Below are 26,238 nucleotides of genomic sequence, written 5' to 3' on the forward strand. Positions count from 1 at the left end.
TCATCGCTGTTGGAACGACTCCCAGAGCAGGAAGGCGGTGAAGAGGACGAACGGTGCGCAGGCGATGAGGTTCAACCACCGGTGCTCGACGATGACGGCGACGAACTCTCTGAGGAAAGCGCTCGGAACGTAGTAGGTGGCGGTCGGTGACCCCACCACCTGTGCAGGGAGGTCGAGCTGCCGCGCGAGCACCGCGGCGCGGAGGACGTGGTAGTTGTTCGTCACGATGACGATCGGTCCGTCGCGGCCAGCTCCGGTCTGCACGTCCCGAGAGAACCGCAGGTTCTCGAGGGTGCTCCGCGAATCGGTCTCGGGTAGGACGTCAGCGGGATCGGCTCCGTTCGCGACCAGGTACTCGGCCATCGCCGTCCCTTCCGGACGCGGTTCGTCCGCTCCTTGGCCGCCGGATGGGATCAGCGCCGGGTGCCTCCCCGCTGCTCGTTCCGCGCGGTACAGGGCAAGGCCCCGGTCGAGTCGGCTGCGGAGGAGTGGAGGGACCTCGCCGCGGATGAGCCCCGACCCGAGCACGACGACGGCGGCCGGTTCGATCCGGTGACGAATCCGTCCGTACACGATCGAGTAGACCGCGAACGCGACGAAGGCCACCGCGAAGTAGCCGCAGACGAAGACCATGAGGACGGCGACCGCCACGCCGACGACGTTCCACGTCGTCGTCCGGGGTCCGGTCGACAGCGCGAACAGTGTGATCGCGACCGCAGGGAGCACGAAGACCAGCACGCCGGCGACGAGCGAGAGCAGGTTGCCGAGGCTGTGCCCCTCGGCGCGCAGCATCTGCACGCCGTTCGCGATCAGTGCGATGCCCAGCGCCACCACCGCCACCGGGATCAACAGCAGTGCCAGGCCCACGGCCACGCCGAACCCCGGGACGACCGCGCTCAGCACGGACACCACCGTCACCATCGCGAAGAACGCCGCTCCGGTCAGGAACACGCCGTTCCGGAGCATCCGCGGGTCGTGTCGTCGGCAGATGACGTACAGGAAGAGGAACAGCGCGGCGAAGACCGGAGCGGCTCCGATGGTCAGCACGCTGCGGCCGAGCAGGGTGACGAGGTCATGCGGTCGAGGTTACCGACGCTCGCGACCGAGGTCCTCCTCGTTGCTCGGATCCATTTCGCATAACACTTGACCGGCTATGCAGTATCCAATATGTTGTGTGTATCCGGGTTCGCCAGGGAGCCCGCACCACGAGGAGCCCCCCATGACCGCAGTCACCGCGACCATCCGACCCGCCGCCGCCACCGCTGCAGGGATGCCGCTCGACGCGGTCCTCGGCGGACTCGAGCGTGCCGCGGCGCGTCTGCCGCATGCAGTGGCACTGCCGGTCATGGTGGCGCATGCCGCACTGTCGACCGTCGCCTACCGCTGACCCGGCGGGCGTTCCTGCCCACAACGCCCGCGATGGGAAGTCGAATCGCGCGTAGAAGGTCCGAAAAAGCGACCCTCTACGCGCGAATCGACCCCCTACGCGCGAATCGACCCCCTACGCGCGAATCGACCGCGAGACCACGCGGCCACGGAGCCGCTCGCGCGTGAGCGCCGGCAGCGGGAACCCCGTGTCCCGCTCGAGCACGTGCGTCCCCGGCGGCACGATCGCGTCCACCGCGTCGAGCACGTCGTCATCGAGCACGACCTCGGCCGCCTGCGCGTAGGCGTCCACGTGCGACACGGTCCGCGGCCCGACCACCACCGAGGCCACGTCCGGATGCGTCAGCGCGAACCCGATCGACAGCTCGAGGAGCGTCAACCCGGCCTCGTCCGCCAGGGTCCCGAGCCGATCGGCGACCGCGAGCTTCCGCCGGTTCTGCGGCGACCCGATGTCGTACACGTCGGGCTGCTCGACGGCGTGCGGCGACCGGGGTTGCACGGTGCCGTCCCGGTAGGCGCCGGCGAGCCACCCGCCGGCGAGCGGCGCCCCCGCGAGCACCCCGAGCCCGAAGCGCCTGGCGACGGGGAACACGGTGCGCTCCGCCGTCCTGGTCAGGATCGAGTAGGGCACGTGCGTCGCGGTCGCACTCTTCGCGCCGGAGCGGAGCCACTGCGCCTCGACGAGTTCCTCCGCGGGGAACCCGGGGATGCCGAAGCTGCGGATCTTGCCCTGCGTGACGAGGTCGGCGAGCGCGTCGAGGGTCTCGTCGAGCGATGTCGTCGGGTCGGGCCGCGCGGGCTGGTACAGGTCGATGACGTCGGTGCCGAGCCGTTCGAGGCTCCGCTCGACCGCGCGGAACATCCACCGGCGCCCGGATCCCCGGTGCGCGGAGTCATCGTCGACGGGGTCGCCGAACCGCACCGACACGAAGACGTCGTCGCGACGTCCGGCGAGCGCGGCACCGACGACGGACTCCGCGAGCCCCGAGCCGTGTGCGTCCGACACGTCGATCGCGGTGACGCCACGGCCGAGGGACTCGACCACCAGGTCGACCGCGTCGTCCACGTCGCGCTCCGCGACGCCCGCGACGGCCCGTGTGCCGAGCGTCAGCGCACTGACGGGCGCACCCGTCCGCCCCATGGTCCGCTGCTCCATGGCCGACACGATATGGGTGACCACGTCCCGACGTGACGCGGGTGACGAACCGTGACGAGCCTCCCCTTCGGGTCCCGTGTACGTGACGTTCCGTGACACGCGCTCCCGCGGTCCGCGACGCCGTGTGACGGTCCGTTGCGACGGAAGACGGGAGGCTCGACCCGACCCCGCCCTGCTGCCTACGGTCCTCGACATGACCCGATCCGACACTGCACGGCGCGTGTTCCACCGCCGCGTGACCGCGGCGCTCGCCGCTGCCGCCGCGACCGTGGTGCTCCTCGCCGGCTGCTCCGCCGGCGCTGCCTCGGCGACCCGCGACACCGGACCGGTGCGCGGCGGGAACCTCGTGTACGCGACGGACCGTGAGCCGACGTGCCTCGATCCCCACAACTCCGGGGACATGCCGCAGACGTACATCGCCCGGCAGTACCTCGACTCGCTCGTGTCGCTGCAGAAGGACGGCTCCGTCAAGCCGTGGCTCGCGTCGAGCTGGACGATCTCGGACGACGGCACGCAGTACGACTTCACGCTCGAGCAGGGCGTGGAGTTCACCGACGGCACCCCGTTCGACGCCCAGGCCGTCGTGGACAACTTCACGCAGATCCTCGACCCGGCGACGCAGTCCTCGACCGACCTGCTCTACCTGACCGGGTACTTCGACAAGGCCACCGCCGTCAGCGACCACGTCGTGCGGATCACCCTGAAGCGGCCGTACTCGCCGCTCCTCGCCGCCCTGTCGCAGGCGTTCTTCGGCATGGAGTCGCCGAAGGCCATGGCGCGGGGGCTCGCCGCGAACTGCGAGTCGCCGGTCGGGACGGGGCCGTTCAAGGTCGCGGCGTGGAACCACGAGCGGGACGTCGAGCTCGTCCGGAACGATGCGTACAACAGCGCCCCGGCTGATGCGAAGCACCAGGGCCCTGCCTACCTCGACGGCATCACGTGGAAGTTCCTCAAGGACAACACCACGCGGTACGGCGCGCTCAGCTCGGGCGAAGCGGACGTCATCTTCAACGTCCCGCCGGAGAGCGAGGGCCTGGCGAAGTCGGACCCCTCGATCGAGCTGCAGTCGTTCGTGCACTCGGGAGCGCCGTTCAGCCTCGACATCAACACGAAGAGCACGGTCTTCAGCGACATCCGGGTGCGGAAGGCGTTCGTGCACGCCTCGGACGCGAAGGAAGCGGTGGAGAGCGCCTACAACGGGGTGTTCCCGTACGAGGGCAACAACGTCTCCTCGGGGACGCCGCACTACGACGCGGCGTACCACGAGCCCTTCCCGTACGACCCGGCCGAGGCGAAGCGGCTCCTCGACGAGGCCGGCTGGACCGGACGTGACGCGGACGGCTACCGGACCAAGGACGGTGAGACGCTGACCGTGAAACTGCCGTACAACGCCGACTCCGCGGAGACCCCGCCGGCCGACGTCACGATCCTGCAGGACATCCAGGCGATGGAGAAGCGCGTCGGGATCAAGGTCGTGCTGCAGGCGCTCGACTCGTCCTCGATGAACGCGGTGTGGGGCAACCCGAAGGCGTACGACCTGCTCGGGAACTACTGGAACAGCCCGACCCCGCACGTGATGTACATCAAGTACTCGAAGGCGACCTACGACGTCGACAACGGCCAGAACTCGGCGTTCGCGTACGACGACGAGCTCGACCGGCTGCTCATCGCGGGCACGGCGACCACCGACCCGGCGCAGCAGGAGGTCTTCTACGACAAGGCCCAGGAGCTGCTGTCGTCGCAGGCCTGGACGCTGCCGCTCTACCCGATCCAGACCCGCCTCGGCATCTCCGATCGCGTCGGCGGCGTGTGGATCGAACCCAGCGAGGGCGAACCCGTCCTCTCCGACGCCTACCTGATCGACGGAGGCAAGTGATGGTCATCCGAGTCACACGACGCATCGTCGAGGCGGTGGTCCTGCTCCTCGCCGTCGGCACGATCGTGTTCTTCCTCGAGCACGCCGTGCCTGGTGACCCCGCCGTCGCGATCCTCGGCGGCGCCGCTGCACACCCCACGAAGGAAGCGGTCGCCGCGGTCACCGAGCAGTACGGCTTCGACCGACCCCTCATCGCGCAGTACGGCGACTTCCTCGGCGGGCTGTTCCGGCTCGACTTCGGGGAGTCCTACACGCTGAAGCAGTCCGTCACGAGCGTCATCGCGGGGCAGATCGGCCCGACCCTGGCGCTGACGGTGTCCGCGCTCGTCATCGCATGGCTGCTCTCGATCGCGTCGACCCTCCTCACCGCCGGTCGCCCGGGCATCGTCGGACGCCTCGGCTCCGTCGTCGAGACCGTCGCCGCGGGGCTCCCGCAGTTCTGGCTCGGCCTCGTGCTGCTCCTGGTCTTCGCCGTGCAGCTGCACTGGTTCCCGGTCATCGGCTCCGGTCCGCTCGGCATCGTCCTGCCCGCCCTGACGCTGGCGATCCCGCTCGCCGGGTTCCTCGGGCAGGTCACCCGCGACGAGTTCGAGGACAAGCAGCAGCAGCCGTTCGTCCTCTCCGCCCGCAGTCGGGGCCTCTCCGAGCGCGCCATCCGCGGGAAGTACGTGCTCCGGCACGCGGCGCTCCCCGGCGTCACGCTGTCCGGCTGGGGCCTCGGCTCGCTCGTCTCCGGCGCCGTCATCGCCGAGGTCGTCTTCGCCCGCCAGGGCATCGGGCAGGTCCTGGTCACGGCCGTGAGCGCGCAGGACCTGCCGCTCGTGATCGGCATCACCTTCGTCGTGGCACTCGTCTACGTCGTGGCGAACATCCTCACCGACATCGCGTACGTCGTCATCGACCCACGACTGCGCCGCACGACGGGAGCCGCAGCATGACCACCGCAACGATCGCACCCATTGAACCCGACGTCCTGGACCCGGCCCCGGCACCCGCCGCGGCCGGCGTCCGGAAGGTGCGCCGGGCCTCCCACCCGTTGCGCCGCGTCTCGTTCTGGGTGGCCGCAGCGTTCATCGCGCTCGTCGCGGTGGCGGCCCTCTGGCCGTCCCTGCTCGCGCCGCAGGACCCGCTCGCCATCGACCTCGGCAAGAGCTTCGACGCACCCAGTGCGCAGCACGTGTTCGGGACCGACCAGTCCGGGCGCGACGTCTACTCGCGGGTCGTGCACGGCGCCGGCCAGTCGGTCCTGATCGGGGTCGGCGCGACCGCGCTCGGGCTCGCGGGGGCCGTGCTGCTCGGGGTCCTCGGCGGGCTCGGCGGCCGTGCCGTCGACGCCGTCGTGACCCGCGTGATCGAGGTGCTGTACGCGTTCCCGGGCATCCTGCTCGCGCTCATCCTGATCGCCGTGTTCGGGTCGAGTGCGGGGACGCAGATCCTCGCCGTCGGCATCGCGACCATCCCCGGGTACGCACGGATGGTCCGTGGCCAGGTGCTCGCCGTCCGTGGTGCACCGTACGTGCAGGCGGAGCGGGCGCTCGGGCACTCGTCGGCGCACGTGCTGTTCCGGACGCTGCTGCCGAACGCGTTCCGGCCGCTCACCGTCCTGGTCACGCTCGGCATCGGGCAGGCGATCGTCTGGGCGTCGGCGCTCGGGTTCCTCGGCATGGGCGTGCAACCGCCCGCACCGGAGTGGGGCGCGATGCTCAACGCCGGCCGCAACTACCTGCAACAGGCCTGGTGGCTCGACTTCTGGCCCGGTGTCGTGATCGTGCTGCTCGCCCTGTCGCTGACCGCCGTCGGTCGCGCCGTGCAGACCCTGACCCAGCCTGGAGGCCCCCGGTGACCACCGCAGACTCGCTCACGTCCGCCACGTCAGTCGTCCAGGGCCCAGCCCCGGTCGTCGACGTCCGGAACCTGTCCGTCGCCTTCGGCGACCGCACCGTCGTGCAGGACGTCTCCTTCACGCTCGACGCCGGCCGCTGCGTGGCGATCGTCGGCGAGTCCGGCTCCGGCAAGAGCGTCACCGCCCGGTCGTTTCTCGGGCTGAACGGGACCACTGCGACGACCACGGCCTCGGCCCTGTCGCTCGGCGGCCAGGACCTCCGCGACCTGTCCGACGGCGCATGGCGGAAGGTCCGCGGCAAGCAGGTCGGCTACGTGCTGCAGGACGCACTGGTCTCGCTCGACCCGCTCCGGAAGGTCGGGGCGTCCGTCGCCGATGCCCTGCGTGAGCACGGCGTCGGGCCCCGCTCCGTCCGGGAGCAGCAGGTGCTCTCGCTGCTCTCGCGCGTCGGTGTGCCGTCACCCGCGCTCCGTGCTCGTCAGCTGCCGTCGGAGCTGTCCGGCGGGCTCCGGCAGCGTGCGCTCATCGCCGCCGCGATCGCCCTCGACCCGGCCGTGCTCATCGCCGACGAGCCGACGACCGCGCTCGACACCACCGTGCAGGCGCAGATCCTGGCGCTCCTCGACGAGCTCCGTGCGGGCGGGACCGGGCTCGTGCTCATCAGTCACGACCTCGGCGTCGTCGAGCAGCTCGCGGACGACGTCGTCGTGATGCAGCACGGGGTCGTCGTCGAGCAGGGGCCCGTCGGCGCCGTGCTCGGCGACCCGCAGCACCCGTACACGAAGCGTCTGCTCGCGGCGATCCCGTCCGCACACGCACCGGGAGCCCGGCTGTCGGACGCTCCCCGTGCGACCCTCGCCCCGCGGCCGGCATCACGTCCGGTGCCCGTCGCCGGCTCCGTCGTGCTGTCGGTGTCGCACGTGACCAAGCGGTACCGGGGGCCCGACCGGGTCACGCGGACCGTGGTCGACGACGTGTCGTTCGAGCTCCGCGCGGGCGAGACGCTCGGCATCGTGGGGGAGTCCGGCTCCGGGAAGTCCACGACCGCGGCGATCGCCCTCGCACTGACCCCGCCCTCGTCGGGGACGGTCACGTTCGAGGGCCGCCCGTGGTCGGACCTGTCCGAGCGGGCTCGTCGCGGCGATCGTCCGCGCATCGCCACGGTGTCGCAGGACCCGCTGTCCTCGTTCGACCCCCGTCGGACGGTCGGCGACCTCATCCGCTCCGCCCTGACGGGTGCGCGCGCCGCGCGAAGGTCATCCGACGACGGTCGTTCCGACTCCGCTCGCGTGGAGGAACTCCTCACGGGCGTCGGGCTCGACGTGGGGATCGCCCGCCGGCACCCCTCGACGCTGTCCGGCGGGCAGCGCCAGCGCGTGGCCATCGCCCGAGCGCTCGCCACCGACCCCGACGTGCTCGTCCTCGACGAGGCCGTCAGCGCGCTCGACGTCTCCGTCCAGGCGCAGGTGCTCGACCTCCTCGCGGACATCCGCCAGGAGTACGGCACCGCCGCGCTCTTCATCTCGCACGACCTCGGGGTGATCCACCACGTCAGCGACCGCGTGCTCGTGCTGCGCGACGGTCGTGTCGTCGAGGAGGGGCCGGCCGACCAGGTCTTCCGCTCCCCGCGCGACCCGTACACGCAGGGGCTGCTCGACGCGGTCCCCGGCGTCAGCATCCACCGGAACCCGCAGGAGGAACCATGACCGTCACCACACTCCCCACCCGGGACTCGCTGCTGGAGCGCTTCGCCCCGGTGTTCGCCCGGATCGCGGACGGCGCCGTGGACCGCGAGCAGCACCGCACGCTGCCGCACGAGCAGGTCAGGTGGCTCGCGGACGCGGGGTTCACGGCCGTCACCGTCCCGGTCGCCGCGGGCGGTGCCGGCGCTTCGGCATCGGACCTGTTCACCCTGCTCATCCGGCTCGCCGAGGCCGACTCGAACATCCCACAACTGCTCCGCGCGCACTTCGCCTTCGTCGAGGAACTGCTGCTCGACCCGGACGTCGTCCGCCGCGACGAGTGGTTCACGCGGATCGCCGCGGGCGAGGTGTTCGGGAACGCCAGTCACGAGCGCTCCACCGCGGCCGTCGGCTCCCTGTCGACGCACATCGTCCCAGACGGCGACGGCTGGCGTCTGCACGGCCAGAAGCACTACAGCACCGGCACGATCTTCGCGGACTGGACCACCGTCACCGCGCAGACGCCGGACGGCCACACCGTCGGGGTCACCGTGCGGGTGGACGACCCGGACGTCGAGGTCCACGACGACTGGAACGGCTTCGGACAGCGCCTGACCGGCAGCGGCACCACGACGTTCGACGGGGTCCGCGTCGAGCTCTGGCAGCTCCGACCCGAGCGTGCCGAGCGACGCACGGTGCTGCCGGCGTTCCTGCAGACCGTGCTGCTCGCCTCGCTCGCGGGGGTCGGCGCGGCCGCAGCCCGCGACGCCGCCGCGTTCGTGCGGTCCCGGACCCGGCACTACCAGCACGGGGTCGGCCGGACCGCGGCGTCCGACCCGCTCGTGCAGTCCGTCGTCGGCCGGATCGCATCGGACGCCGTCGCCGCAGAGGCCCTCGTGCTGAACGCCGCCGCCGCCATCGACACCGCACACGACGCGATCGTGGACGGCGAGGACGGCCCCGAGCTCGACGCGGTCATCGACGCCGCCGAGCTCCGGACGATCGCCGTGCAGGGGACCGTCGTCGAGGTCGTCCTGCGTGCGACGACGACCCTGTTCGAGGTCGGCGGTGCGAGTGCGACCGACCGCGACCGTGCACTCGACCGGCACTGGCGGAACGCCCGGACGCTGTCGTCGCACAACCCCGTCGTGTTCCAGCAGCGGGTGATCGGCGACCACCTGGTGAACGGCGCTCCCCTGACCTACTTCTGGGCCACGGGCGAGACCCGCTGAGCGCCTGTCGACTCGCATCCGGCACGGGCTCTGAGTGGGGTGAAATCTGGCATGGAAGCAGATATCGTGGGGTCGTGGACTTCATCGGGACGGCACTACAAGGCGGCCTCGTAGTGCTCGCAGCCCTGTTCGCGGTCGTCGTCGTCGTCGCTGTCGTCCAGCTGGGTCGGCTAGCGCGCGGTCAGCGCCGAAGCCGCGCGGATCGCCACGTGCATGATGTTCTCCGAGCCGAGGGGTACACCGAAGACGAGATCAGTCAGGCTCAACGGGACTATCAGTAAGGGGCGCGACTCCGGCGCGTGACGCCCCTCACTGCTGACCAGGACGTCACTCGGGGAAGTCGCCCCGCAGCCAGCCGACGTACCGCTCGAGCGACGACTCGACGATCCCCGATGCGTCGGCGGAGAGCTCGCCGAAGGCGCTGTAGAGCCGATCGAACGCGAACCCCCGCGCCACGCCCTGCACCCGACGAACCGCGCGCTCGGGCAGCGGGATGTTGTTCACGAAGCTCCGCATCACGTTCGCCGACCGCCGGTCGCCGCCGACCGCGATCGTGTCGCCCGTGAGCAGCACGCCGCGTCCGTCGGAACCGGCTGCCCAGTGCACGACGCTGCTCCCCGCGAAGTGCCCGCCTGCCTCGACCATGACGAGCCCGGGCAGCAGCTCGACCCGGTCCCGCCACAGCGCGATCACCGGGTCCGGCCGGCGGATCCAGTGCCCGTCCTTCTCGTTGACCAGGACGGGGACCCGGTCGAAGGCGTGGCTCCACTGGATCGACGACCCGGTCAGGTGCGGGTGGCTCGAGGCGATCACCGCGACGCCACCGAGGGCACGCACGGCTGCGACCCCGGCCGCGTCGATGAACCCCGGCGGCTCGAACAGCAGGTTCCCGCCCTCGGTCTGCACGAGGAGTCCACGCTGGTTGATGCCGAGCGCGGGCTCGGTCGTGATCGCGTGCAGGCCCGGTTCGATCTCGGTGACGACGATCCGGAGGCCCTCGTCGGCGAGGGTGTCCCGGGTCGTCCATCGCTGTCCGCCCACCGGGACGAACTGCCGTTCGTCCGAGCAGATCTCGCAGCGGACGGGTGGTTCGTCGGTGTCGGCGTGCTCGATGGCGCACGTGGCGCAGGTCCAGACGGTCATGGCATCCAGTGAACGACCTCAACCAAGGTGGAGATCAAGCCCTTTGGTACCATCAGGGAACGCAGTGTGTATCTACCGGCCGTCGCACCTCGACGGACAACGGCGGCACCCGATGGGTCCGCCGGACAGACGCGGGCCGAGAAGGCACACCTCGACATGCTCCAACCGCGTTCTTCCGACGCATCGCTGATCGCCCACGCCGGACGGTCCTACTTCCCGATCGCGTTCATCGCCCGGCTCCCCTTCGCGATGATGGTCGTCGGCGTCCTGACCCTCGTCGTCGCATCCCGTGACTCCGTCGCCCTCGGTGGCATCAACTCCGCCTTCGTCGGCATCGGCTCGGCGGTCTTCGGCCCGATGGTGGGCGCAGCGGCCGACCGGCTCGGCCAGCGGAAGGTGCTGGTCCCCGTCGGCCTGGCGAACGGTGGGCTGCTGGGCGTCCTGCCGTTCGTCGTGCAGAGCGCCGCTCCGGACCTCGCCGTGCTGGCGATGTCGTTCCTCATCGGCGCGACGGCACCCCAGGTCGCGCCGATGTCCCGCACGCGGCTCGTCGCGATCATCCGGCAGCGCATGTCGGGGGACCGTCGCGAGCGGGTGCTCAGCGGCACGATGGCGTACGAGTCCGCCGCCGACGAGACGGTGTTCATCATCGGCCCGTTCCTGGTCGGGCTGCTCGCGAGCGCGATCGCCCCGTGGGTGGCCGTCGCGGGCGCGTCCGTGCTGACATTCGTGTTCGTGACGGCGTTCGCGCTGCACCCGACCGGCAAGCTGTCCGCCGGGCAGCACGCCGTGGTCGCCCAGGCGCCGGCTCGGGAGCTCCTGCGCCCGCGGCTCGTCGTCGTGGTCGCCGGGATCCTCGGCATCGGCTTCTTCTTCGGTTCGACCCTGACCTCGCTGACCGCGTTCATGGAGATCCACGGCGAGTCCTCGCAGGCCGGGCTCCTCTACGGCCTGATGGGGATCGGCTCCGCGGGACTCGCGCTCGGTTCGGCGGCGTTCCCGAAGACGTTCGGCATCGGGTGGCGGTGGCTCGTCTTCGGTCTCGTGCTCCTCGGCGGGGCCGTCGCGTTCGCCTCCGCGGACTCGGTGCTCGCGGTCGGGATCGTCCTCGCGATCATGGGGGTCGGCATCGGCCCGACGCTGGTCGCGCAGTACAGCCTCGGCTCGGACCGGTCGCCCGTCGGGCGCTCGGCGACGACCATGACGATCCTCGGCTCCGCCGTGATCGTCGGCCAGTCGCTCACCTCGGCGGTCGTCGGCGAGGTCGCGGAACGATCCGGCACCGAAGCCGCGATGCTCTTCCCGGCCCTGTCCGCCGCCCTCGTGGTGCTCGCGGCCGTCGTCAACCTGGTCCTGTCGCGTCGCGACCAGCGGGGCTGACGCGACCACGGGACGGACGGGAGGCTCCCCACCGGTCACGGCCGACCCGCCGCTGGCGCGTCGGTCCGGAACCGGCCGGTGTGGGCCCAGGTGCCAGCCCGCACCGAGCCTCCCGTCCGTCCCCCCGTCCGTCCACCGGTCGCGTCCTGCGGATACGTTCGGTCCATGGACGAAGCGAGTCGCGACCTCATCCCCGCCGGCACCACGTTCACGGCCGACGACGTCACCTGGTGGGCCGGGAAGGGCGAGCGGTCCCTCGACCAGGCGATCGCCGAGGCCGACGTCCTCGTCAGTGCTCCGCATGCCGGAGCAGCGATCCCGGAGGAGCTCGACCGGTTCCTCGCGCCGGAGTTCACGCGGCGGCTGCAGTACGACTACACCGACGTGTCGACGAGCGCCGTCGTGCGTCGCTGGGCCGAGATCGATCCCCGCGTCGTCGTCGTCGAGAACCCGCACCCCCGCATGGTGCGCGACCCGAACCGTGCACGTCCGGCGAGCCTCGTCGACGACCTGCGCGAGGCGTTCGACCGCGTCCGCACGGCCGGCCGCGGGAACCGCGTGGACCTCGGCGGTGTCGACGCGATCCGCCCGGTGACGTTCTCGTTCTTCCCGCTCATCGAGCCGCCGACCTCGGACGCGGCGCTCGTGGACCTGGCCGCGGCGTTCGAAGACGTCGCCGACCGCGGGCTCGGCGTGTACGAACGGACCCGCGACGAACTCATCGAGCGTTTCGTGACGCGCACCATGGCCGGCGGCGGCACGTTCACCACGCTCTCCTTCCACGACACGATGAACACCACCACGAGGATCGACGGCGCGGTCGACGTTCCCCGGGAGCCGGCGGACCGGCTCCCGGGGATGGTGGCGCTCTCGAACCGCGGCGACGCGAACGGTGACCGGCGTGGGGACGACGCCGTGACGATGGACCCGGCGCGACTGCGGTCTCTGGCGGCGGCGCACCGGATGGCGTTCGGGGTGCCGGACGGCGCCGTGCAGTGCAACCAGCCGTACCTCGGCAGCCAGGAGATCATCCGCGCCGGAGCCCGGTTCGCGCAGCTGGCGAACGACGCCGCCGTGCACGGGGCGACGTTCGACGCGGTGCAGGCCGAGTTCCTGCGGGAGTTCCTGCTCGGCGACGCGAACACGGCGGTGCTCCGTGCGCCGGGGACCGGGTGGGTCACGCCGGATGCCGCGCACGTGGACCGCATCGCGCACGCGTGCCGAGACGCCTGGGACGCGTACCGAGCTGCCTGATGTCAGCCGTCCCTGCGATGATTTGTTATGAAGTCGACCTTTCATAACACTTCGTCGGAGGAACGCCGTGCAACCGAGTCCCTACACGCCTGGTGAGGTCGCGCGCGCGGTCCCCGGGCGCGCCGCGCAGGTCGCCGACGTGGACGAGCGATTGTCCGTACTGGTCGATCTCCGCCGACTGGTCGGCCGGATCCGTGTCGACCACGCGCCCCGCGGCTTCGGGAAGACCTCGCTGCTCCGAGAGTACGAGCGACGGGCTCGCGCGCGAGGGGTGGTGACTGTGTGGGTCACGGCCGGCGAGGAGCAAGGCCTCATCGAGCAGATCTGCAATGCGGTCGACAAGGCCACCGAGGAGTTCGGTGCCGTCACTCGGCGGAAGATCCGAGATCGAGTCGACTCGGTACGGATGACCGTCGGTGCTCCCGGACTCGCGCAGGTCTCCGGCACGGTGCGAGCGCCGGAGCGTTCAGCAGAGCCGAACGGTTCTCGTGCGTTCGAACGAGTGATCCGTGCCGCTGCTGAGGACACCGTGGGCATCGTGATCCTCGTCGACGAGATCCAGGCCGCCGACCCCGCTGGTCTCCGGACCCTGGTCTACGCCTGGCAGCACCTGCAAGCCGAGGCGCAGGACCTGCCGGTGGCACTCTTCGCAGCGGGCCTCCCGAACGCGCCAGAGGTGATCGCGTCGATCGTGACCTTCAGCGAACGCATCGCGTATCGCCCCCTTGGCCCTCTCGAGCGTGAGGCCGAGGAAGTCGCGCTCGTCGGGCCCGCACGAGCACTTGGAGTCTCTTGGACGCCACGGGCCGTCGACTTGGCGTTGGCCATCGCGCAGGGCTACCCGTACGCCGTGCAGCTCATCGCGGATGCTGCATGGGCGGCCACGGGCAGGCCTGATCCCGGTGGTGTGATCGACCTGGGCGGAGTGGAGCGAGGGCGCATCGCGATGCGAGCAGACCTCGACGCGCTGTTCCGCGCACGGTGGGCGAGCTGCTCACCGCTCGAACGCCGGATGGTCGTGGCGATGGCCGAGAACGGTGACGGCCCGGTCGCTCGAGCGACGATCGCATCGGACCTGGGTACCTCGACGAACCAACTGTCGACACCCCGTGCGCGGCTGATCGACAAGGGTCTCGTTCAGCCAGCCGACCGCGGGATGCTCCAGTTCACGATCCCCGGATTCGCGGAGTTCGTCCGCTCACTCGAAGGGGAGTGAGGAGGCCGCCTGGCCGCGGGGTCAGCCCCAGAGCAGGCCGAACACCGCGCCGAACACGATCGTCGTCGCCGCGAGCACGAGCGTCGGGATGAAGAACGAGTGGTCGACGAGCTTCGTGCCGAGCTTCGTGCTGCCCGTCGGGTCGAAGTTCGCCGCCGCGATCTGCGACCCGTTCGTCGGCAACAGGTAGATGCCCGCGAACGCGCCCGCCCACATGCCGCTGAGCAGCCCGAGCGGGATGCCCGCAGCGAGCCCGATCGGCACGATCGTCCTGGTCGCCGTCGACTGGCTCGTGGTGAGCACACAGACCAGGAAGACACCGAGGGCGAAGATCCACGGCGCAGCGGTCACGAGGCCGCCGATCGACGTCGAGATCTCCTCGGTGTAGTGCGACAGGAAGGTGTCGGTCAGCCAGGCGAGCCCGAAGAGCGCCACGGCGGAGACCATGCCGGCGCGGAACACCGTCGCCGTCGGGACCTCGGACGCCTTCGGCCGGCTGATCAGGATGATGAGCGTGCCGACGACGAACATCACGATCTCGATGATCGGCGTCATGCTCACCGGCACCCCCTCGGCGTCGAGCGGGCGGAGGCCCCGGAAGAGCCCGAACACCACGATCGCGACGACGCCGAGCAGGAACACGATCGCCGCGTTGCGTCCGCCGGAGGTCACGGTGACCTCGGCCTTCGCCGCGTCGGCCGCCGCGGACCCCGGCGCAGGGATGGTCCCGGCGGCGATGCGCGCCTGGATGTCGGGGTCGTGCGCGATGTCATTGCCGAGCCGTCCGACCACGAACGACGACACGACGATGCCCGCGATCGCCGCCGGGATCGTCACCTTGAGGATGTCGACGAGCTCGTACCCGTACGGCGGCACCTCGGTCAGTGTCACCATCGCCGCCATGGCTGCCGAGACCGGGCTGCAGGCGAGGGCGACGCCGGTGGCCACCACCGAGAGTGACAGGGGCCGCGAGGGTCGGATGCCGTTCCGGTAGGACAGGTCCTGGATGACGGGCAGCAGCGGGTAGAGGATGTTCGAGGTCCCCGCGCCGACGGAGAACAGGAACGCGACGAGCGGGGCGATCAGGGTGATCTGCTTCGGGAAGCGCGAGATGATCTTCGCCGCGACCGACACCATCCAGTCGATGCCGCCGGCGACCTGCATGATCGACGAGGCGACGACGACCGAGATCACGATGAGCAGCGCGTCGATCGGCGGCGACCCCGGCGGCAACCGGAAGACGAACACCAGGATCGCGACACCGAAGCCGCCCCAGAGCCCCAGCCCGACGCCGCTCGACCGGGTGCCCATGACGATGCACCCGAGCACGACCAGCAGTTCCACGATGAACAGCACGACGTCCATGCCGGACCCCTCCGTGTCAGCGCCCCGGCCCCTGTCCGGCGCGTCGAGCGCGAGCCTATCCAGGAAGCGCAGAGCCGGTTCGGTGCTGCATGAGGCGAAGGTGAAGCGGTTCCGTGCCAGCATGACGGGCATGGCACGGCAGACGACGGTCCTCGTGGTGGACGACGACCCGAACGTGCTGCTCGGCATCCGTGTCGCCCTCGAGACCGACGGCCACGCGGTCGTGACCGCTCCCGACGGTCGGCAGGCACTCGCCGCGGTCGTGTCGGACGACCCCGACGCCGTCGTGCTCGACCTGGCGATGCCCTTCCTCGACGGCCTCGGCGTGTGCCGGGCCCTGCGTGCCGCCGGCGACGCCGTCCCGGTGATGATGCTCACCGCGCACGACCGACCCCGCGAACGCGTGGACGGACTCGACGCCGGTGCGGACGACTACCTCGGCAAGCCGTTCGACGTCGACGAGCTCCGGGCACGGGTGCGTGCGCTCGTCCGACGAGGTGGCCAGACCACGGGGACGGACCAGCCCACCTGGCGCGGGAACGGTCTCGACGCCGAGCAGCAGCGCCTCCTGACGGCAGCCGGCCCCGTCGACCTCACGCGCACCGAGACCGTCGTCGCCGAGCTGCTCTTCCGGGACCCTGCCCGCGTGCGCACCCGCGACGAGCTCGGCGAGGCGGTGTGGCCCGACGGATCCGTGCCCACGTCGAACGCCCTCGACGTCGCGGTGAGCTCCCTGCGACGGAAGCTCGTCGCCGCGACCGACGGCCCCGCGATCACGGCCGTCCGCGGTCTCGGCTACCGGCTCGAGTCATGAGGACGCGGACCGGATCCCTCCGCCGTCGCCTGGCCGCCGTCGTGGCCGGAGCCGTCGCGGTCGCCGTCGTCCTGGTGGCCGTCCTGACGTGGTTCGTCGTCGCCTCGCAGCTGCACAGCGCGCTCGACACCTCCCTCGACCGCGAGGCCACCCGCGTCCAACGTCTGATCCAGGCGAACGCCGACTGGACCGGCGAGGGGAGTGGCGGGTGCGCGTACGCCGTGGAGCCCGCGTGCGTCCGGCGCATCGACACGAGCGAGCCGGTGGGGGCTGGGAGCGGGCCGCTCACCGTCACCGAGCAGGCGCACGCGGTCGCCACCCGGGAATCGGCACGCGCGCGGTACACGGCCGACGGGGTCCGGGTCGCCGTGGTCCCGACCCGTACGGGCGAGGCCGTGATGGTCGGCGTCCCCACCCGCCAGACCGAGACGGCGCTCACGCGCACGGCCATCGCGCTCGCCGTCGCCGGTGCGATCGGGATCGTGCTCGCCGCGGCCCTCGGGTACGTCGTCGCCACCGTGGGGCTCCGGCCCGTGCGCGCGCTCGACACCGCGGTGCGACGGGTCCGGGACACCGCCGATCCGCACGAGCGCGTCGACGTGCACCGCAACGACGAACTCGGGCGGCTCGCCGGCGCCTTCGACGAGATGCTCGCCGAGCTCGCGGCCGCCAGCGACGCGCAGCGGGACTTCGTCGCCGACGCGTCGCACGAACTCCGGACCCCGCTGACGACCCTGCGCACGAACCTCCAGCTCCTCACCGACGACCGGCCGCTCGACGAGGCCACCCGCGCCGCCCTGCGCGCAGCGGTCACCGAGGAGATCACCGCGATGCAGGCGACGATCGACGACCTCGCAGAACTCGCGCGCGGGGACCGTCCCGGCGCCGACACCCTGACGACGGTGAACCTGGTCAGTGTCGTCCGGTCGTCGGCGGCCACGGCGGCCCGTCGTTGGGGCGTGTCGTTCCGGGTGCAGTTCCCGTCGTCGGACGTCCCGGTCCGCGTCGCCGACGGACGGCTCCCGCGCCTGCTGGACGTCGTGCTCGACAACGCCGGCAAGTACGGCGCAGGCGAAGCGGTCGACATCGAGGTCCTCGACGGGCGGCCGGTCCTCGTGTCGATCCGGGACCGAGGGATCGGCATCCCGCCGGAGGACCGCGCACACGTCTTCGACCGCTTCCACCGGGCCGCGTCCGCGCGCGGGCTCCCCGGGTCCGGGCTCGGGCTGGCGATCGCGGCGCAGATCGTCGCCGCGTCCGGCGGGACGATCACGGCTGCCGCTCGCGGCGACGGCCCCGGCACCGAGATCGTCATCACCCTGCCGGCTGGCTGAGGCCCCTCGACCTCACGTTCGGCTCACGACCGCGTCGCACCCTTGCGGCATGGTCATGCTGCACTCGAACCGCACGTCGCGCTCCATCGCCGACGGTGCGCCGCTCCGCGTCGTCATCGCCGCCGGCGGCACCGGCGGACACGTCTTCCCCGGCCTCGCGGTCGCCGCCGCGATCGAACGACTCGTGCCCGGCGCGTCCGTCACGTTCTCGGGAACGCCGGACCGCCTGGAGGCCCGGCTCGTCCCCGCCGCCGGGTACCGTCTCGACACCACACGGATGGTGCCGTTCCCGCGTCGCGTGGACCGGCGCGCGTTCGGCTTCCCCGCACGGTTCATCCGGTGCGTCCTGCGCGCCCGCCGGCAACTCCGCGACCGACGGGCGGACGTCGTCGTCGGCGTCGGCGGGTACCCGAGCGTGCCGGCGATCGTCGCCGCGTGGACGCTCCGCATCCCGGTGCTCGTGCACGAGTCGAACGCGACGCCGGGGCTCGCCAACGTCCTCGCCGCGCGGCTGGCCGGGAAGGTCGCGTGCGCGTTCGACCCCGACCGTGCCGGGTTCGCGTCGAGCGCCGAGGTCCGGCGGGTCGGCATCCCGATCCTCCCGGGGCTGGCGTCCTGCGACCGCTCGGTGATGCGGGAACGTGCCAGGGCGGTGTTCGGCATCGCCGCCGAGGAGCGCTTCGTGGTCGTGTCCGGCGGGAGCCTCGGCGCGGTGTCGCTCGACCGGGCCGCCGTCGACCTGGCGTGTGCCCGGTCGTGGGACGGTCGGCTCCGCATGCTGGTCAAGGCGAGCGGCTCGCACGCCGCGGAGCTCGGACAGCGACTCCGCGACGGCGGAGGAGACGCGGTCGCCACGATCGTGCCGCACATCGACGACATGGCCGCCGCGTACGCCGCGGCCGACGTCGTGGTCGTCCGGGCCGGAGCCTCGACCGTCGCCGAGGTCGAGCACCTCGGTGTCCCCGCCGTCCTCGTGCCGCTGCCCGGTGCCACCGCCGACCACCAGACCGCGAACGCCCGAGCCCTCGCGGCGTCCGGCGCCCGTGTCGTGGTGCTGGCCGACTCGGAACTGGACGCCCGTGCCCTGGACCGGGCCGTCTCGGAACTCGCCGGACCCGTCGGAGCCGGACCGGGCCTCCCGGTCGCACCGATCAGCCACGCGCACCACGCGACCTCACCCCATGCGGCGGCGGCCGACGCCGTCGCCGACTGGGCGATCGAACTCGCCCGTACCTCCACGGAAAGGACCGCACGATGAACGACACGTACTGGGAGGGCCGCAGCGTCCTCGTGACCGGCGCCGAGGGCTTCATCGGCTCGACGCTCGTCGACGCCCTCGTCGAACGGGGCGCCCGTGTCCGCGCGCTCTGCCACTACAAGCCGTACGGATCTGCTGGGTGGCTCGCCCGGTACGCCGAGGACGACCGCGTCGAGGTCCTCGCGGGCGACGTGCGCGACCCGTTCCTCGTCGACTCCGCGGTCGCGGGCACGGACACCGTGTTCCACCTGGCGGCCCTCATCGGGATCCCGTACTCCTACGTCGCGCCGGAGTCGTACGTGCAGACGAACGTCGTCGGCTCGCACAACGTCGTCGCCGCGTGCCGACGCCACGGTTCCCGGATGGTGCACACCTCGACGTCGGAGACCTACGGCAGCGCGTTGCGGGTGCCGATGGACGAGACGCACCCGGCGCAGCCGCAGTCGCCGTACTCCGCGTCGAAGATCGCCGCGGACGCGATGGTGCTGTCGTACCACGCGGCCTTCGGCACGCCGGTCGCGGTCTGCCGCCCGTTCAACACGTACGGACCCCGGCAGAGTGCCCGCGCGGTGATCCCGGCGGTCCTCGGGCAGCTCGCCGCGGGGTCTGACGTCATCCGGCTCGGCTCGACGACACCCACGCGGGACTTCACGTACGTGACCGACACGGTCGCGGGGTTCCTGGCGATCGGGGCCTCGGACGCGGCGGTCGGACGCACGTGCAACCTCGGGACCGGGAGCGAGGTGTCCATCGGGGACCTCGCGGCGATGCTCGTGCGGGTGAGCGGCCGTCGGGCGCGGATCGTGGTGGACGAGTCGCGCCTGCGCCCGGAGGCCAGCGAGGTCGATCGACTGCTGTCGGACAACACGCTCGTCCGGTCGCTCACCGGGTGGGCACCGCAGGTGTCGCTCGAGGACGGTCTCGCCCGCACGTGGGAGTCGGTGCGTGCGGCGTCCGGCCTGGGCACCGCCTACGTCGTCTAGGACTCGGTGTCGTCGACGAGGAGCGCCTGGTGGTCGTAGTCGCCGGAACGGACCCCGGCCCGGGCGATCATGTGCGTCGACACCGGCACCAGGAAGAGCTGGAACACCATGATCGGCAGGACGACCCAGAGCGCGGTCCACGTCCACACCGCGACGACGATCGCCGCGAGCCCGAACGCCAGCCCGAGGACCTGCGGCTTCGCCATCGCGTGCAGCCGGACGAGCGGGTCGGGGAAGCGCACGATCCCGACGCCGGCGCCGAGCGAGAGCAGCGACCCGACGAGCAGCAGCCCGACGGCGATCCAGGCTCGGATGCCGGCGCCGTCGATGAAGGACTCGATGATCTCGATCACGACTCGCCTCCTTGTCGTCGCTCCGGTGTGGTGACGTCCGCCCCGTCGTCGGAGGGGTCCGAGGACGGCGTCACGGCACGGGCCACGGCGATGGTCGCGAAGACGCTCGTCGCGGCGATCACCACCAGCACCGGGATCCCTGCGAGGTCCTGCCGGATCACCATGGCCGCGGCGATCACCACGAGGACGGTGGTGAGCACCATGTCGGAGCCGATCATCCGATCGAGGATGGTCGGGCCGCGGACGATGCGGAACACGGCGAGGAGCAGGGTGGCCCCGAGCAGGGCGAGGACCACGGCGATGAGGATCCCCATCACGACGACTCCGGCACTCATCGGGTCACCTCCGGCAGGGGTTCGGACAGTTCGGAGAGGTCCTGCTTCGACCCGAGCGCCCGGATCACCATCGTCTCGATGCCGAGTGCCTCGCGCTTGGCGTGCTCGACCTGTTCACCCCGTTCGGTGTCGAGCACGTGGAGCAGGAGCCGACGGCGGCGGAGGTCGACGTCCGCGACGTACGAGCCCGGCACGAGCGACACCGCGAGGGTCGCGAGGGTGAACGTCATCTCGGACGTCGTGTGCATCTGCACGAGCACGATCGAGCTGCGTCGGACACCCCGCGGCCGGAACGCCACCCACGCGACCCGGAACGACGCGGCGACGACGAGGCCGGACCAGACGACGAGGAACCAGACGAAGTGCAGCGGGGAGAACCGGGAGGACAGCGGGACGGCCGGCAGGGGGAGGGCCTGCGTCACGAGGAGCGCGACGACGATCCCGCACAGCAGGGTCAGCGGCGTCCACGACCCCCACAGCAGCGCCCACAGCACCGTGAGTCCGAGCACGAGCGGCACGTCGTAGCGCCACGCGACGGCGATCCGTCGGGCGTTCGCGATGCGTCGGGTCCTGGCGTCGGTCACGGTCGTGCCCCCAGGACTGCCTCGACGTACTGCTGGGGGGACTCGAGCGACTCGGCCGCCCTGGTGGCGTACCCGTACAGTGGGCCGGCGACGACGGTCAGCGCGACGGAGCCGAGCACGGCGACCGTGGTGACGCCGACCAGCATGCGCGGCAGGCGGGTGCGGCCGGAGACGTGGTGCATGCTCCCGGTGACCGGGTCCGTGACCGTCACCGAGCCTCCCGACAGGACCGAGCCGTCCGCTTCGGACCGGGTGACGGGTGCCGGCTCCGGAGCGCGCAGCGACTCGTGCGGCTCCGCCACCGCGACGTGCGGGGCCGCTGCCTCGGCGGCGGGCTTCGGCCGCCAGAAGGCGGCATCCCACACGCGCATCAGCGCGTAGAGGGTGAGGAGCGAGGTCACGATCCCGGCGGCGATGGTCATGTACGCCAGCGGACTGCCGTCGATCGCCGCGGCGCGGAAGAGTCCGAGCTTGCCGATGAACCCGGAGAAGGGTGGGATCCCGCCGAGGTTGAACGCCGGGATCAAGTACAGGGCGGCCAGGAACGGTGCGGCCTTGAGCAGACCGCCGAGCGACCTGGTCGACGTGGTCCCGCCGACGCGTTCCATCAGGCCAGACACCAGGAACAGGGTCGTCTGCACGACGATGTGGTGCACCGTGTAGAACACCGCAGCTGCCGTGCCGACGACCGATCCGAGCCCGACGCCCATCACCATGAACCCGATGTGGCTGATCAGCGTGAACGACAGCAGTCGCTTCACGTCGGTCTGCGACACGGCGCCGAGCACGCCGACGATCATCGTCAGTGCGGCGACCACGAGCAGGACGGTGTTGAGCTGCGGGCGCGGGAACATGATCGTCTCGAGGCGGATGATCGCGTAGATGCCCACCTTGGTCAGCAGGCCGGCGAACACCGCCGTGACCGGTGCCGGTGCGGTCGGGTACGAATCAGGGAGCCAGAACGCCAGCGGGAACACCGCCGCCTTGATGCCGAAGCCGATGAGCAGCATCGTGTGGATGAGCAGCTGCACGTGATCAGGCAGCGCGGCCATCCGCTCGCTGATCTGGGCGATGTTGACCGTGCCCGTCGCGCCGTAGACCAGCCCGATCGCGGAGAGGAAGATCGCCGACGCGATGAGGCTCGTCACGATGTACGTCGTGCCGGCCCGCACGCGCTGCTCGCTGCCGCCGAGGGTGATCAGCACGTAGCTCGCGACGAGGAGCATCTCGAACGCCACGTAGAGGTTGAAGAGGTCGCCGGCGATGAAGGAGTCGAGGACGCCCGCCGCGAGGACGAGGTACGTCGGGTAGAAGATCGTGACCGGGGCCTCGCCGTCGTCCGCGGCCAGACCCTGCCCGATCGAGAACAGCAGGACGATGAGCAGCACGCTCGCGGACACCGTGAGGAGCAACGCGCTCAACCGGTCGACGACGAGCGAGATGCCGTAGGGGGCGTCCCAGCCACCGACCTGCACGACGATGGTGCCGTGGTGGTCGACCAGCACCATCAGCGTCGCGGCGACGGCCAGCGCGATGACGAGCACGGCCACGGTGATCGCGCGCTGGATGCGCTGGTGCCGGAGCAGCCCGAGGGCGACGGCCGCGCCGAGGAGCGGGACGAGGACGAGGAGCGGGACGAGGAAGGTCATCGGTGGGCCTCGTCCTGGGTCTGGTCTTCGTGGTGGCGTTCGTGGTCGGTGTCGGCTTCCGGGTCCGTGTCGGTCTCCGGGTCGTCCTCGGCCGGGGCGTCCCGTTCGTGCCGGATCGCGACGTCGGCCTCGTCCACCTCGACCTCGTCCGCGCGGGACAGCGTCCAGGAGCGGTGGATGAGGGCGAGCAGGAACGCGCTGACGGCGAAGGTGATCACGATGGCGGTCAGGGCGAACGCCTGGGGCAGCGGGTCGGTGATGCCGTCCGACGACTTGCCGATCGGCGGGTTCCCGGCGGCTCCGGACATCACGAGCAGCAGCAGGTTGAGGGCGTTGCCGACGAGCAGGAACCCGAGCAGCATCCGCGTGAGCGAGCGTTCGAGCAGCAGGTAGACCCCGCAGGCGAAGAGCACGGCCATCGCGATGACGAGGACGAGGGTGATGGTCATGCGGTCACCTCTTGCTGTTCGTGGTCGCCTGGGTTGCCCTCGATCGAGTCGGACGTCGGGGTGTTCGTGTCCTCGAGCCGCTGCCGGTCGACCTCTGCGCCGAGGCTCCGCAGGACGTCGAGCACCAGGCCGACGACGACGAGGTACACACCGATGTCGAAGAACGTCGCCGTGACGAACTCGATGTGCCCGAGGATCGGGACCGTGGCCTCGAAGAACTCCGAGTACAGGGCTTCCCGGCCGAAGAACAGCGGCACGATCGCGGTGATCGCGGCCGTCGCGACCCCCAGGCCGAGCAGCCGGCCGGCACGGATCGGAGCGGCGGCGCCGAGCTCGGCGGGGCCACCGGCCAGGTAGCGGGCCGCGAGCGCGATGCCCGCGACGAGGCCGCCGGCGAACCCGCCACCGGCGGCGTTGTGCCCGGCGAACAGCAGGTACACGGACAGGACGATGAGCCCGTGGAACAGCAGTCGGACGACGACGTCCAGCAGCGCGGAGCGACCGGTCGGGAGCGCGGCGCTCGTCGGCAGCCAAGCGCGGGGCTCGCCGTCCGGGCGGTGCTTGTCGCTCGCGATGACACTCGGCAGGTCGCGGAGTCGGGGGAGCGTGTCCTCGCGCGAGTTCACGAAGATCAGGCTCGCGACACCGGTGGCCGCGGCGACGACCACGGTGAGCTCACCGAGCGTGTCCCAGCCACGGAGGTCGACGAGCGCGACGTTCACCACGTTCAGTCCGTGTCCGAACGAGCTCGTCAGCGCGGGGAGGTCCGGCCAGATCGGCCTGGCCGACCGAGCAGAGGCGGCGACGATGACGACGACCGCCAGGGTGGCGCCCGCGAGTGCTGCGAACAGGGCGCGGAGCACCCGGAAGCGCGAGGGGTTCGCCGTCGCGATCCGCGGGGGGAGGCGGCGGAGCACCAGGACGAAGGCGATGAGCGTCACCGTCTCGACGACGAGCTGCGTGAGGGCGAGGTCCACGGCGCCGTGCAGGACGAACAGCACCGACATGCCGTAGCCCGTGACGCCGACGAGCACGGCCGCGGCGAACCGGGTCTTCGCGGTGAGGACGGCGATCGCGGCGATCGACATCACGATCACGACCGGGATCTGGCCCCACGAGTCGGCGAAGCGCACGTGGAACTCCCACGGCCCGCCGAGCGCCAGGTTGACGAGGGCACCGGCGACGAACACCGACAGGATGACCGTCAGGTAGTAGGGGAGCGAGCCCCGCTGGAGGGCGGCGGTGACACCGGTGGCGGCCCGGTCGAGCCCGCGCATGAGGTGTCGGTAGGTGTTCGCCGCGCTCGGGAACCCGGCGAGGCGGTGCTGCAGCGACTCGACCCTCGTGCGCGCGGCGAAGAGCGCCAGGCCGCCGAGGAGCGTGATCGCGGAGATGCCGAGCGCCGGCTCGAGCCCGTGCCAGAGCGCCAGGTGCGGCACGGCTTCCCCGGACATCGACGCGGCGGCAGCGGCCGGTTCGAGCCCGTGCGCCACGACCGGCGTGAGGAGTCCGAGCGCGAGGCCCGTGAGCCCGAGGATCGACGGGACCACCCCGAGACCGTGCAGTGCGTGCGGCTCGGTCTGCTCCACGCCGGGCTTGCGGGCGAAGGCGCCCCAGAGGAAGCGCAGCGAGTAGGCGACGGTGAGGACGGACCCGACGGTGACACCGACGAGTGCGAACCACGCCCACCCGGACCCCGGGCCGTGCAGCGCTTCGACGAGTCCGGTGAGGACGGCTTCCTTCGCCACGAACCCGATCATCGGCGGGATGCCGGCCATCGACAGGAGTGCCAGGACGGCGACGGTCGCGAGCCACGGGAGCTTCCGGCCGAGCCCGGACAGATTGCCGAGGTCCCGGGTGCCGGTGACGTGGTCGATCGTCCCGACGACCAGGAACAGCGTCGACTTGAACGCGGCGTGGGCGACGAGCAGCGCGACCCCGCCGAGGGCGATCGCGGGCGTGCCCCAGCCGGCGGCGAGCACGAGGAACCCGAGCTGGGCGACCGTGCCGTACGCGAGCAGCAGCTTGAGGTCGGTCTGGCGGAGGGCCCGGTACCCGCCGATCACCATGCCGAGCACGCCGAGCAGGGTGATCGTCTCGCGCCAGCCTTCGAGCAGCGCGAACGCCGGGGCGAGCCGGGCGACGAGGTAGATGCCGGCCTTGACCATCGCCGCGGCGTGTAGGTACGCGCTCACCGGGGTCGGCGCGGCCATCGCGGCCGGGAGCCAGAAGTGGAAGGGGACGATCGCGGACTTCGTCAGGGCACCGGCGAGGATCAGCACGACCGACACCGTGACGATCGTGCCGGTCGGGGCCTGCGCGACGATGGCGGACAGCTGCGTCGTGCCGGCCGTGACGGACAGGATGACGAGGCCGGCGAGCATCGCCAGGCCGCCGGCCGTGGTGACGACGAGCGCCTGCATCGCAGCGGCGCGGCTCGCCCGCTTGACGGCGTCGTGGCCGATGAGCAGGTAGGAGAAGACGGTGGTCGCTTCCCACAGGACGAACAGCACGATGACGTCGTCGGCGATCACCAGGCCGTACATCGACCCGGCGAACGCGGTGAGGACGCCGGCGAAGCGCCCGAGCCCCGGCTCCTTCGGGCCGAAGTACGACGCGCAGTACACGAGCACGAGCGCGCCGACGACGGACACCACGAGCGCGAGGACCCACGACAGTGCGTCGACCCGGAGCGCGATCGACAGGTCGAGCTGCGGGATCCACGGCACCGTCGAACTGATGCCCCCGTGCAGTGCCCGGTCGGTCTGCGCGATCGTCAGGACCGCTGCGGCCGCCGGCGCGAGTGCGGCGACGTAGAAGACACGGCGCCCGAGCAGGGGTGTCAGCGCGGGGACGAGGAGTGCGACGACTCCGAACGCGACGAGGACGGTGACCATGGGGCGCCTCCTCGGGGTCGGGCGTGCAAGTCCGGCTCTGGGTGGCTCT

The 26,238-nt window shown here is 71.4% G+C and carries 23 protein-coding genes; 13 read left to right on the plus strand and 10 right to left on the minus strand.

Translation table 11 applies throughout. The features are described from left to right. Complete coding sequence (locus QK288_RS04200) at window positions 1-1,047, minus strand: YdcF family protein (protein WP_281266555.1); 1,047 nt, start codon at window positions 1,045-1,047, stop codon at window positions 1-3. A 172-nt stretch (window positions 1,048-1,219) separates the two neighbouring features. On the opposite strand from QK288_RS04200, the gene QK288_RS04205 reads away from it, so the two are divergent. Beyond that, a complete protein-coding gene (locus tag QK288_RS04205; protein ID WP_281266556.1) occupies window positions 1,220-1,387 on the plus strand; it encodes a hypothetical protein in 168 nt (55 codons plus the stop codon). A 114-nt stretch (window positions 1,388-1,501) separates the two neighbouring features. Here the strand turns inward: QK288_RS04205 and QK288_RS04210 are convergent, their stop codons facing one another. Further along, window positions 1,502-2,542: an aldo/keto reductase gene (locus tag QK288_RS04210; protein ID WP_281266557.1), complete on the minus strand. Its 1,041-nt coding sequence runs from the start codon at window positions 2,540-2,542 to the stop codon at window positions 1,502-1,504. A 193-nt stretch (window positions 2,543-2,735) separates the two neighbouring features. Between QK288_RS04210 and QK288_RS04215 the strand changes: the two genes are divergently transcribed. The 5 genes from QK288_RS04215 to QK288_RS04235 are packed head-to-tail and all read left to right on the plus strand — an operon-like array spanning window position 2,736 to window position 9,175. Continuing rightward, window positions 2,736-4,418 (plus strand): ABC transporter substrate-binding protein, encoded by a 1,683-nt coding sequence (locus tag QK288_RS04215; protein WP_281266558.1) that lies wholly within the window; start codon window positions 2,736-2,738, stop codon window positions 4,416-4,418. Continuing rightward, a complete protein-coding gene (locus QK288_RS04220) occupies window positions 4,418-5,356 on the plus strand; it encodes an ABC transporter permease (RefSeq protein WP_281266559.1) in 939 nt (312 codons plus the stop codon). The genes QK288_RS04215 and QK288_RS04220 overlap by 1 nt, the downstream gene beginning before the upstream one ends. After that, window positions 5,353-6,261 carry an ABC transporter permease gene (locus tag QK288_RS04225; RefSeq protein ID WP_281266560.1) on the plus strand — a complete coding sequence of 303 codons (909 nt, stop codon included), beginning with the start codon at window positions 5,353-5,355 and terminating at the stop codon, window positions 6,259-6,261. The genes QK288_RS04220 and QK288_RS04225 overlap by 4 nt, the downstream gene beginning before the upstream one ends. Continuing rightward, window positions 6,258-7,967, plus strand: coding sequence for an ABC transporter ATP-binding protein (locus tag QK288_RS04230; protein ID WP_281266561.1), 1,710 nt, complete (start codon window positions 6,258-6,260; stop codon window positions 7,965-7,967). Before QK288_RS04225 ends, QK288_RS04230 begins: the two co-directional genes overlap by 4 nt. Beyond that, window positions 7,964-9,175, plus strand: coding sequence for an acyl-CoA dehydrogenase family protein (locus tag QK288_RS04235; protein WP_281266562.1), 1,212 nt, complete (start codon window positions 7,964-7,966; stop codon window positions 9,173-9,175). Before QK288_RS04230 ends, QK288_RS04235 begins: the two co-directional genes overlap by 4 nt. A gap of 327 nt (window positions 9,176-9,502) precedes the next feature. Here QK288_RS04235 and QK288_RS04240 read toward each other — a convergent pair whose 3' ends face one another. Then, window positions 9,503-10,318, minus strand: coding sequence for a hydrolase (locus QK288_RS04240; RefSeq protein ID WP_281266563.1), 816 nt, complete (start codon window positions 10,316-10,318; stop codon window positions 9,503-9,505). A 156-nt stretch (window positions 10,319-10,474) separates the two neighbouring features. On the opposite strand from QK288_RS04240, the gene QK288_RS04245 reads away from it, so the two are divergent. The 3 genes from QK288_RS04245 to QK288_RS04255 all read left to right on the plus strand — a co-directional run bounded on the left by QK288_RS04245 (window position 10,475) and on the right by QK288_RS04255 (window position 14,168). Continuing rightward, on the plus strand, window positions 10,475-11,698 hold the full coding sequence (locus QK288_RS04245) for an MFS transporter (protein WP_281266564.1): 1,224 nt from the start codon (window positions 10,475-10,477) through the stop codon (window positions 11,696-11,698). A gap of 165 nt (window positions 11,699-11,863) precedes the next feature. Continuing rightward, window positions 11,864-12,952, plus strand: a complete 1,089-nt coding sequence (locus QK288_RS04250) for an N-formylglutamate amidohydrolase (RefSeq protein ID WP_281266565.1) — start codon at window positions 11,864-11,866, stop codon at window positions 12,950-12,952. Window positions 12,953-13,019: 67 nt separating this feature from the next. Then, the gene (locus QK288_RS04255; protein ID WP_281266566.1) at window positions 13,020-14,168 is read left to right on the plus strand and encodes an AAA family ATPase; all 1,149 of its coding nucleotides are present in this window, start codon (window positions 13,020-13,022) and stop codon (window positions 14,166-14,168) included. A 21-nt stretch (window positions 14,169-14,189) separates the two neighbouring features. Here the strand turns inward: QK288_RS04255 and QK288_RS04260 are convergent, their stop codons facing one another. Next, entirely contained in the window at window positions 14,190-15,533 is a 1,344-nt protein-coding gene (locus QK288_RS04260; protein ID WP_281266567.1) for an anaerobic C4-dicarboxylate transporter family protein, read from the minus strand. A gap of 130 nt (window positions 15,534-15,663) precedes the next feature. On the opposite strand from QK288_RS04260, the gene QK288_RS04265 reads away from it, so the two are divergent. From QK288_RS04265 to QK288_RS04280, 4 genes are read left to right on the plus strand one after another with little or no spacing between them, the layout of a single operon-like run. Continuing rightward, window positions 15,664-16,347 (plus strand): response regulator transcription factor, encoded by a 684-nt coding sequence (locus QK288_RS04265; protein ID WP_281266568.1) that lies wholly within the window; start codon window positions 15,664-15,666, stop codon window positions 16,345-16,347. Next, window positions 16,344-17,681, plus strand: coding sequence for a HAMP domain-containing sensor histidine kinase (locus QK288_RS04270; RefSeq protein ID WP_281266569.1), 1,338 nt, complete (start codon window positions 16,344-16,346; stop codon window positions 17,679-17,681). Before QK288_RS04265 ends, QK288_RS04270 begins: the two co-directional genes overlap by 4 nt. A 49-nt stretch (window positions 17,682-17,730) precedes the next feature. Continuing rightward, window positions 17,731-18,939, plus strand: a complete 1,209-nt coding sequence (locus QK288_RS04275; RefSeq protein WP_281266570.1) for a glycosyltransferase — start codon at window positions 17,731-17,733, stop codon at window positions 18,937-18,939. Beyond that, complete coding sequence (locus QK288_RS04280) at window positions 18,936-19,922, plus strand: SDR family NAD(P)-dependent oxidoreductase (protein ID WP_281266571.1); 987 nt, start codon at window positions 18,936-18,938, stop codon at window positions 19,920-19,922. Before QK288_RS04275 ends, QK288_RS04280 begins: the two co-directional genes overlap by 4 nt. Here the strand turns inward: QK288_RS04280 and QK288_RS04285 are convergent. From QK288_RS04285 to QK288_RS04310, 6 genes are read right to left on the minus strand one after another with little or no spacing between them, the layout of a single operon-like run. After that, window positions 19,919-20,275, minus strand: a complete 357-nt coding sequence (locus tag QK288_RS04285; protein WP_281266572.1) for a monovalent cation/H(+) antiporter subunit G — start codon at window positions 20,273-20,275, stop codon at window positions 19,919-19,921. The two genes, QK288_RS04280 and QK288_RS04285, sit on opposite strands and share 4 nt — an antisense overlap. Further along, window positions 20,272-20,610 (minus strand): sodium:proton antiporter, encoded by a 339-nt coding sequence (locus QK288_RS04290; RefSeq protein ID WP_281266573.1) that lies wholly within the window; start codon window positions 20,608-20,610, stop codon window positions 20,272-20,274. Before QK288_RS04290 ends, QK288_RS04285 begins: the two co-directional genes overlap by 4 nt. Beyond that, window positions 20,607-21,194 (minus strand): Na+/H+ antiporter subunit E, encoded by a 588-nt coding sequence (locus QK288_RS04295; RefSeq protein WP_281266574.1) that lies wholly within the window; start codon window positions 21,192-21,194, stop codon window positions 20,607-20,609. Before QK288_RS04295 ends, QK288_RS04290 begins: the two co-directional genes overlap by 4 nt. After that, entirely contained in the window at window positions 21,191-22,843 is a 1,653-nt protein-coding gene (locus tag QK288_RS04300; protein WP_281266575.1) for a Na+/H+ antiporter subunit D, read from the minus strand. Before QK288_RS04300 ends, QK288_RS04295 begins: the two co-directional genes overlap by 4 nt. Next, on the minus strand, window positions 22,840-23,292 hold the full coding sequence (locus QK288_RS04305; protein ID WP_348639037.1) for a Na(+)/H(+) antiporter subunit C: 453 nt from the start codon (window positions 23,290-23,292) through the stop codon (window positions 22,840-22,842). The genes QK288_RS04300 and QK288_RS04305 overlap by 4 nt, the downstream gene beginning before the upstream one ends. Further along, the gene (locus tag QK288_RS04310; protein WP_281266576.1) at window positions 23,289-26,189 is read right to left on the minus strand and encodes a Na+/H+ antiporter subunit A; all 2,901 of its coding nucleotides are present in this window, start codon (window positions 26,187-26,189) and stop codon (window positions 23,289-23,291) included. The genes QK288_RS04305 and QK288_RS04310 overlap by 4 nt, the downstream gene beginning before the upstream one ends. Window positions 26,190-26,238 lie beyond the last annotated feature (49 nt).

Origin of the sequence: Curtobacterium sp. 9128, from assembly GCF_900086645.1 — a bacterium.
Lineage (GTDB): Bacteria > Actinomycetota > Actinomycetes > Actinomycetales > Microbacteriaceae > Curtobacterium.

Bases quoted from the DNA above. Each gene is read 5' to 3' on its own strand.
- QK288_RS04305 (WP_348639037.1), bottom strand. From the start codon at position 23,292: ATGACCATCACCCTCGTCCTCGTCATCGCGATGGCCGTGCTCTTCGCC.
- QK288_RS04235 (WP_281266562.1), top strand. From the start codon at position 7,964: ATGACCGTCACCACACTCCCCACCCGGGACTCGCTGCTGGAGCGCTTC.
- QK288_RS04205 (WP_281266556.1), top strand. From the start codon at position 1,220: ATGACCGCAGTCACCGCGACCATCCGACCCGCCGCCGCCACCGCTGCA.
- QK288_RS04250 (WP_281266565.1), top strand. From the start codon at position 11,864: ATGGACGAAGCGAGTCGCGACCTCATCCCCGCCGGCACCACGTTCACG.
- QK288_RS04220 (WP_281266559.1), top strand. From the start codon at position 4,418: ATGGTCATCCGAGTCACACGACGCATCGTCGAGGCGGTGGTCCTGCTC.
- QK288_RS04240 (WP_281266563.1), bottom strand. From the start codon at position 10,318: ATGACCGTCTGGACCTGCGCCACGTGCGCCATCGAGCACGCCGACACC.
- QK288_RS04300 (WP_281266575.1), bottom strand. From the start codon at position 22,843: ATGACCTTCCTCGTCCCGCTCCTCGTCCTCGTCCCGCTCCTCGGCGCG.
- QK288_RS04210 (WP_281266557.1), bottom strand. From the start codon at position 2,542: ATGGAGCAGCGGACCATGGGGCGGACGGGTGCGCCCGTCAGTGCGCTG.
- QK288_RS04260 (WP_281266567.1), bottom strand. From the start codon at position 15,533: ATGGACGTCGTGCTGTTCATCGTGGAACTGCTGGTCGTGCTCGGGTGC.
- QK288_RS04265 (WP_281266568.1), top strand. From the start codon at position 15,664: ATGGCACGGCAGACGACGGTCCTCGTGGTGGACGACGACCCGAACGTG.
- QK288_RS04270 (WP_281266569.1), top strand. From the start codon at position 16,344: ATGAGGACGCGGACCGGATCCCTCCGCCGTCGCCTGGCCGCCGTCGTG.
- QK288_RS04275 (WP_281266570.1), top strand. From the start codon at position 17,731: ATGGTCATGCTGCACTCGAACCGCACGTCGCGCTCCATCGCCGACGGT.
- QK288_RS04280 (WP_281266571.1), top strand. From the start codon at position 18,936: ATGAACGACACGTACTGGGAGGGCCGCAGCGTCCTCGTGACCGGCGCC.
- QK288_RS04245 (WP_281266564.1), top strand. From the start codon at position 10,475: ATGCTCCAACCGCGTTCTTCCGACGCATCGCTGATCGCCCACGCCGGA.
- QK288_RS04310 (WP_281266576.1), bottom strand. From the start codon at position 26,189: ATGGTCACCGTCCTCGTCGCGTTCGGAGTCGTCGCACTCCTCGTCCCC.
- QK288_RS04225 (WP_281266560.1), top strand. From the start codon at position 5,353: ATGACCACCGCAACGATCGCACCCATTGAACCCGACGTCCTGGACCCG.
- QK288_RS04290 (WP_281266573.1), bottom strand. From the start codon at position 20,610: ATGAGTGCCGGAGTCGTCGTGATGGGGATCCTCATCGCCGTGGTCCTC.
- QK288_RS04215 (WP_281266558.1), top strand. From the start codon at position 2,736: ATGACCCGATCCGACACTGCACGGCGCGTGTTCCACCGCCGCGTGACC.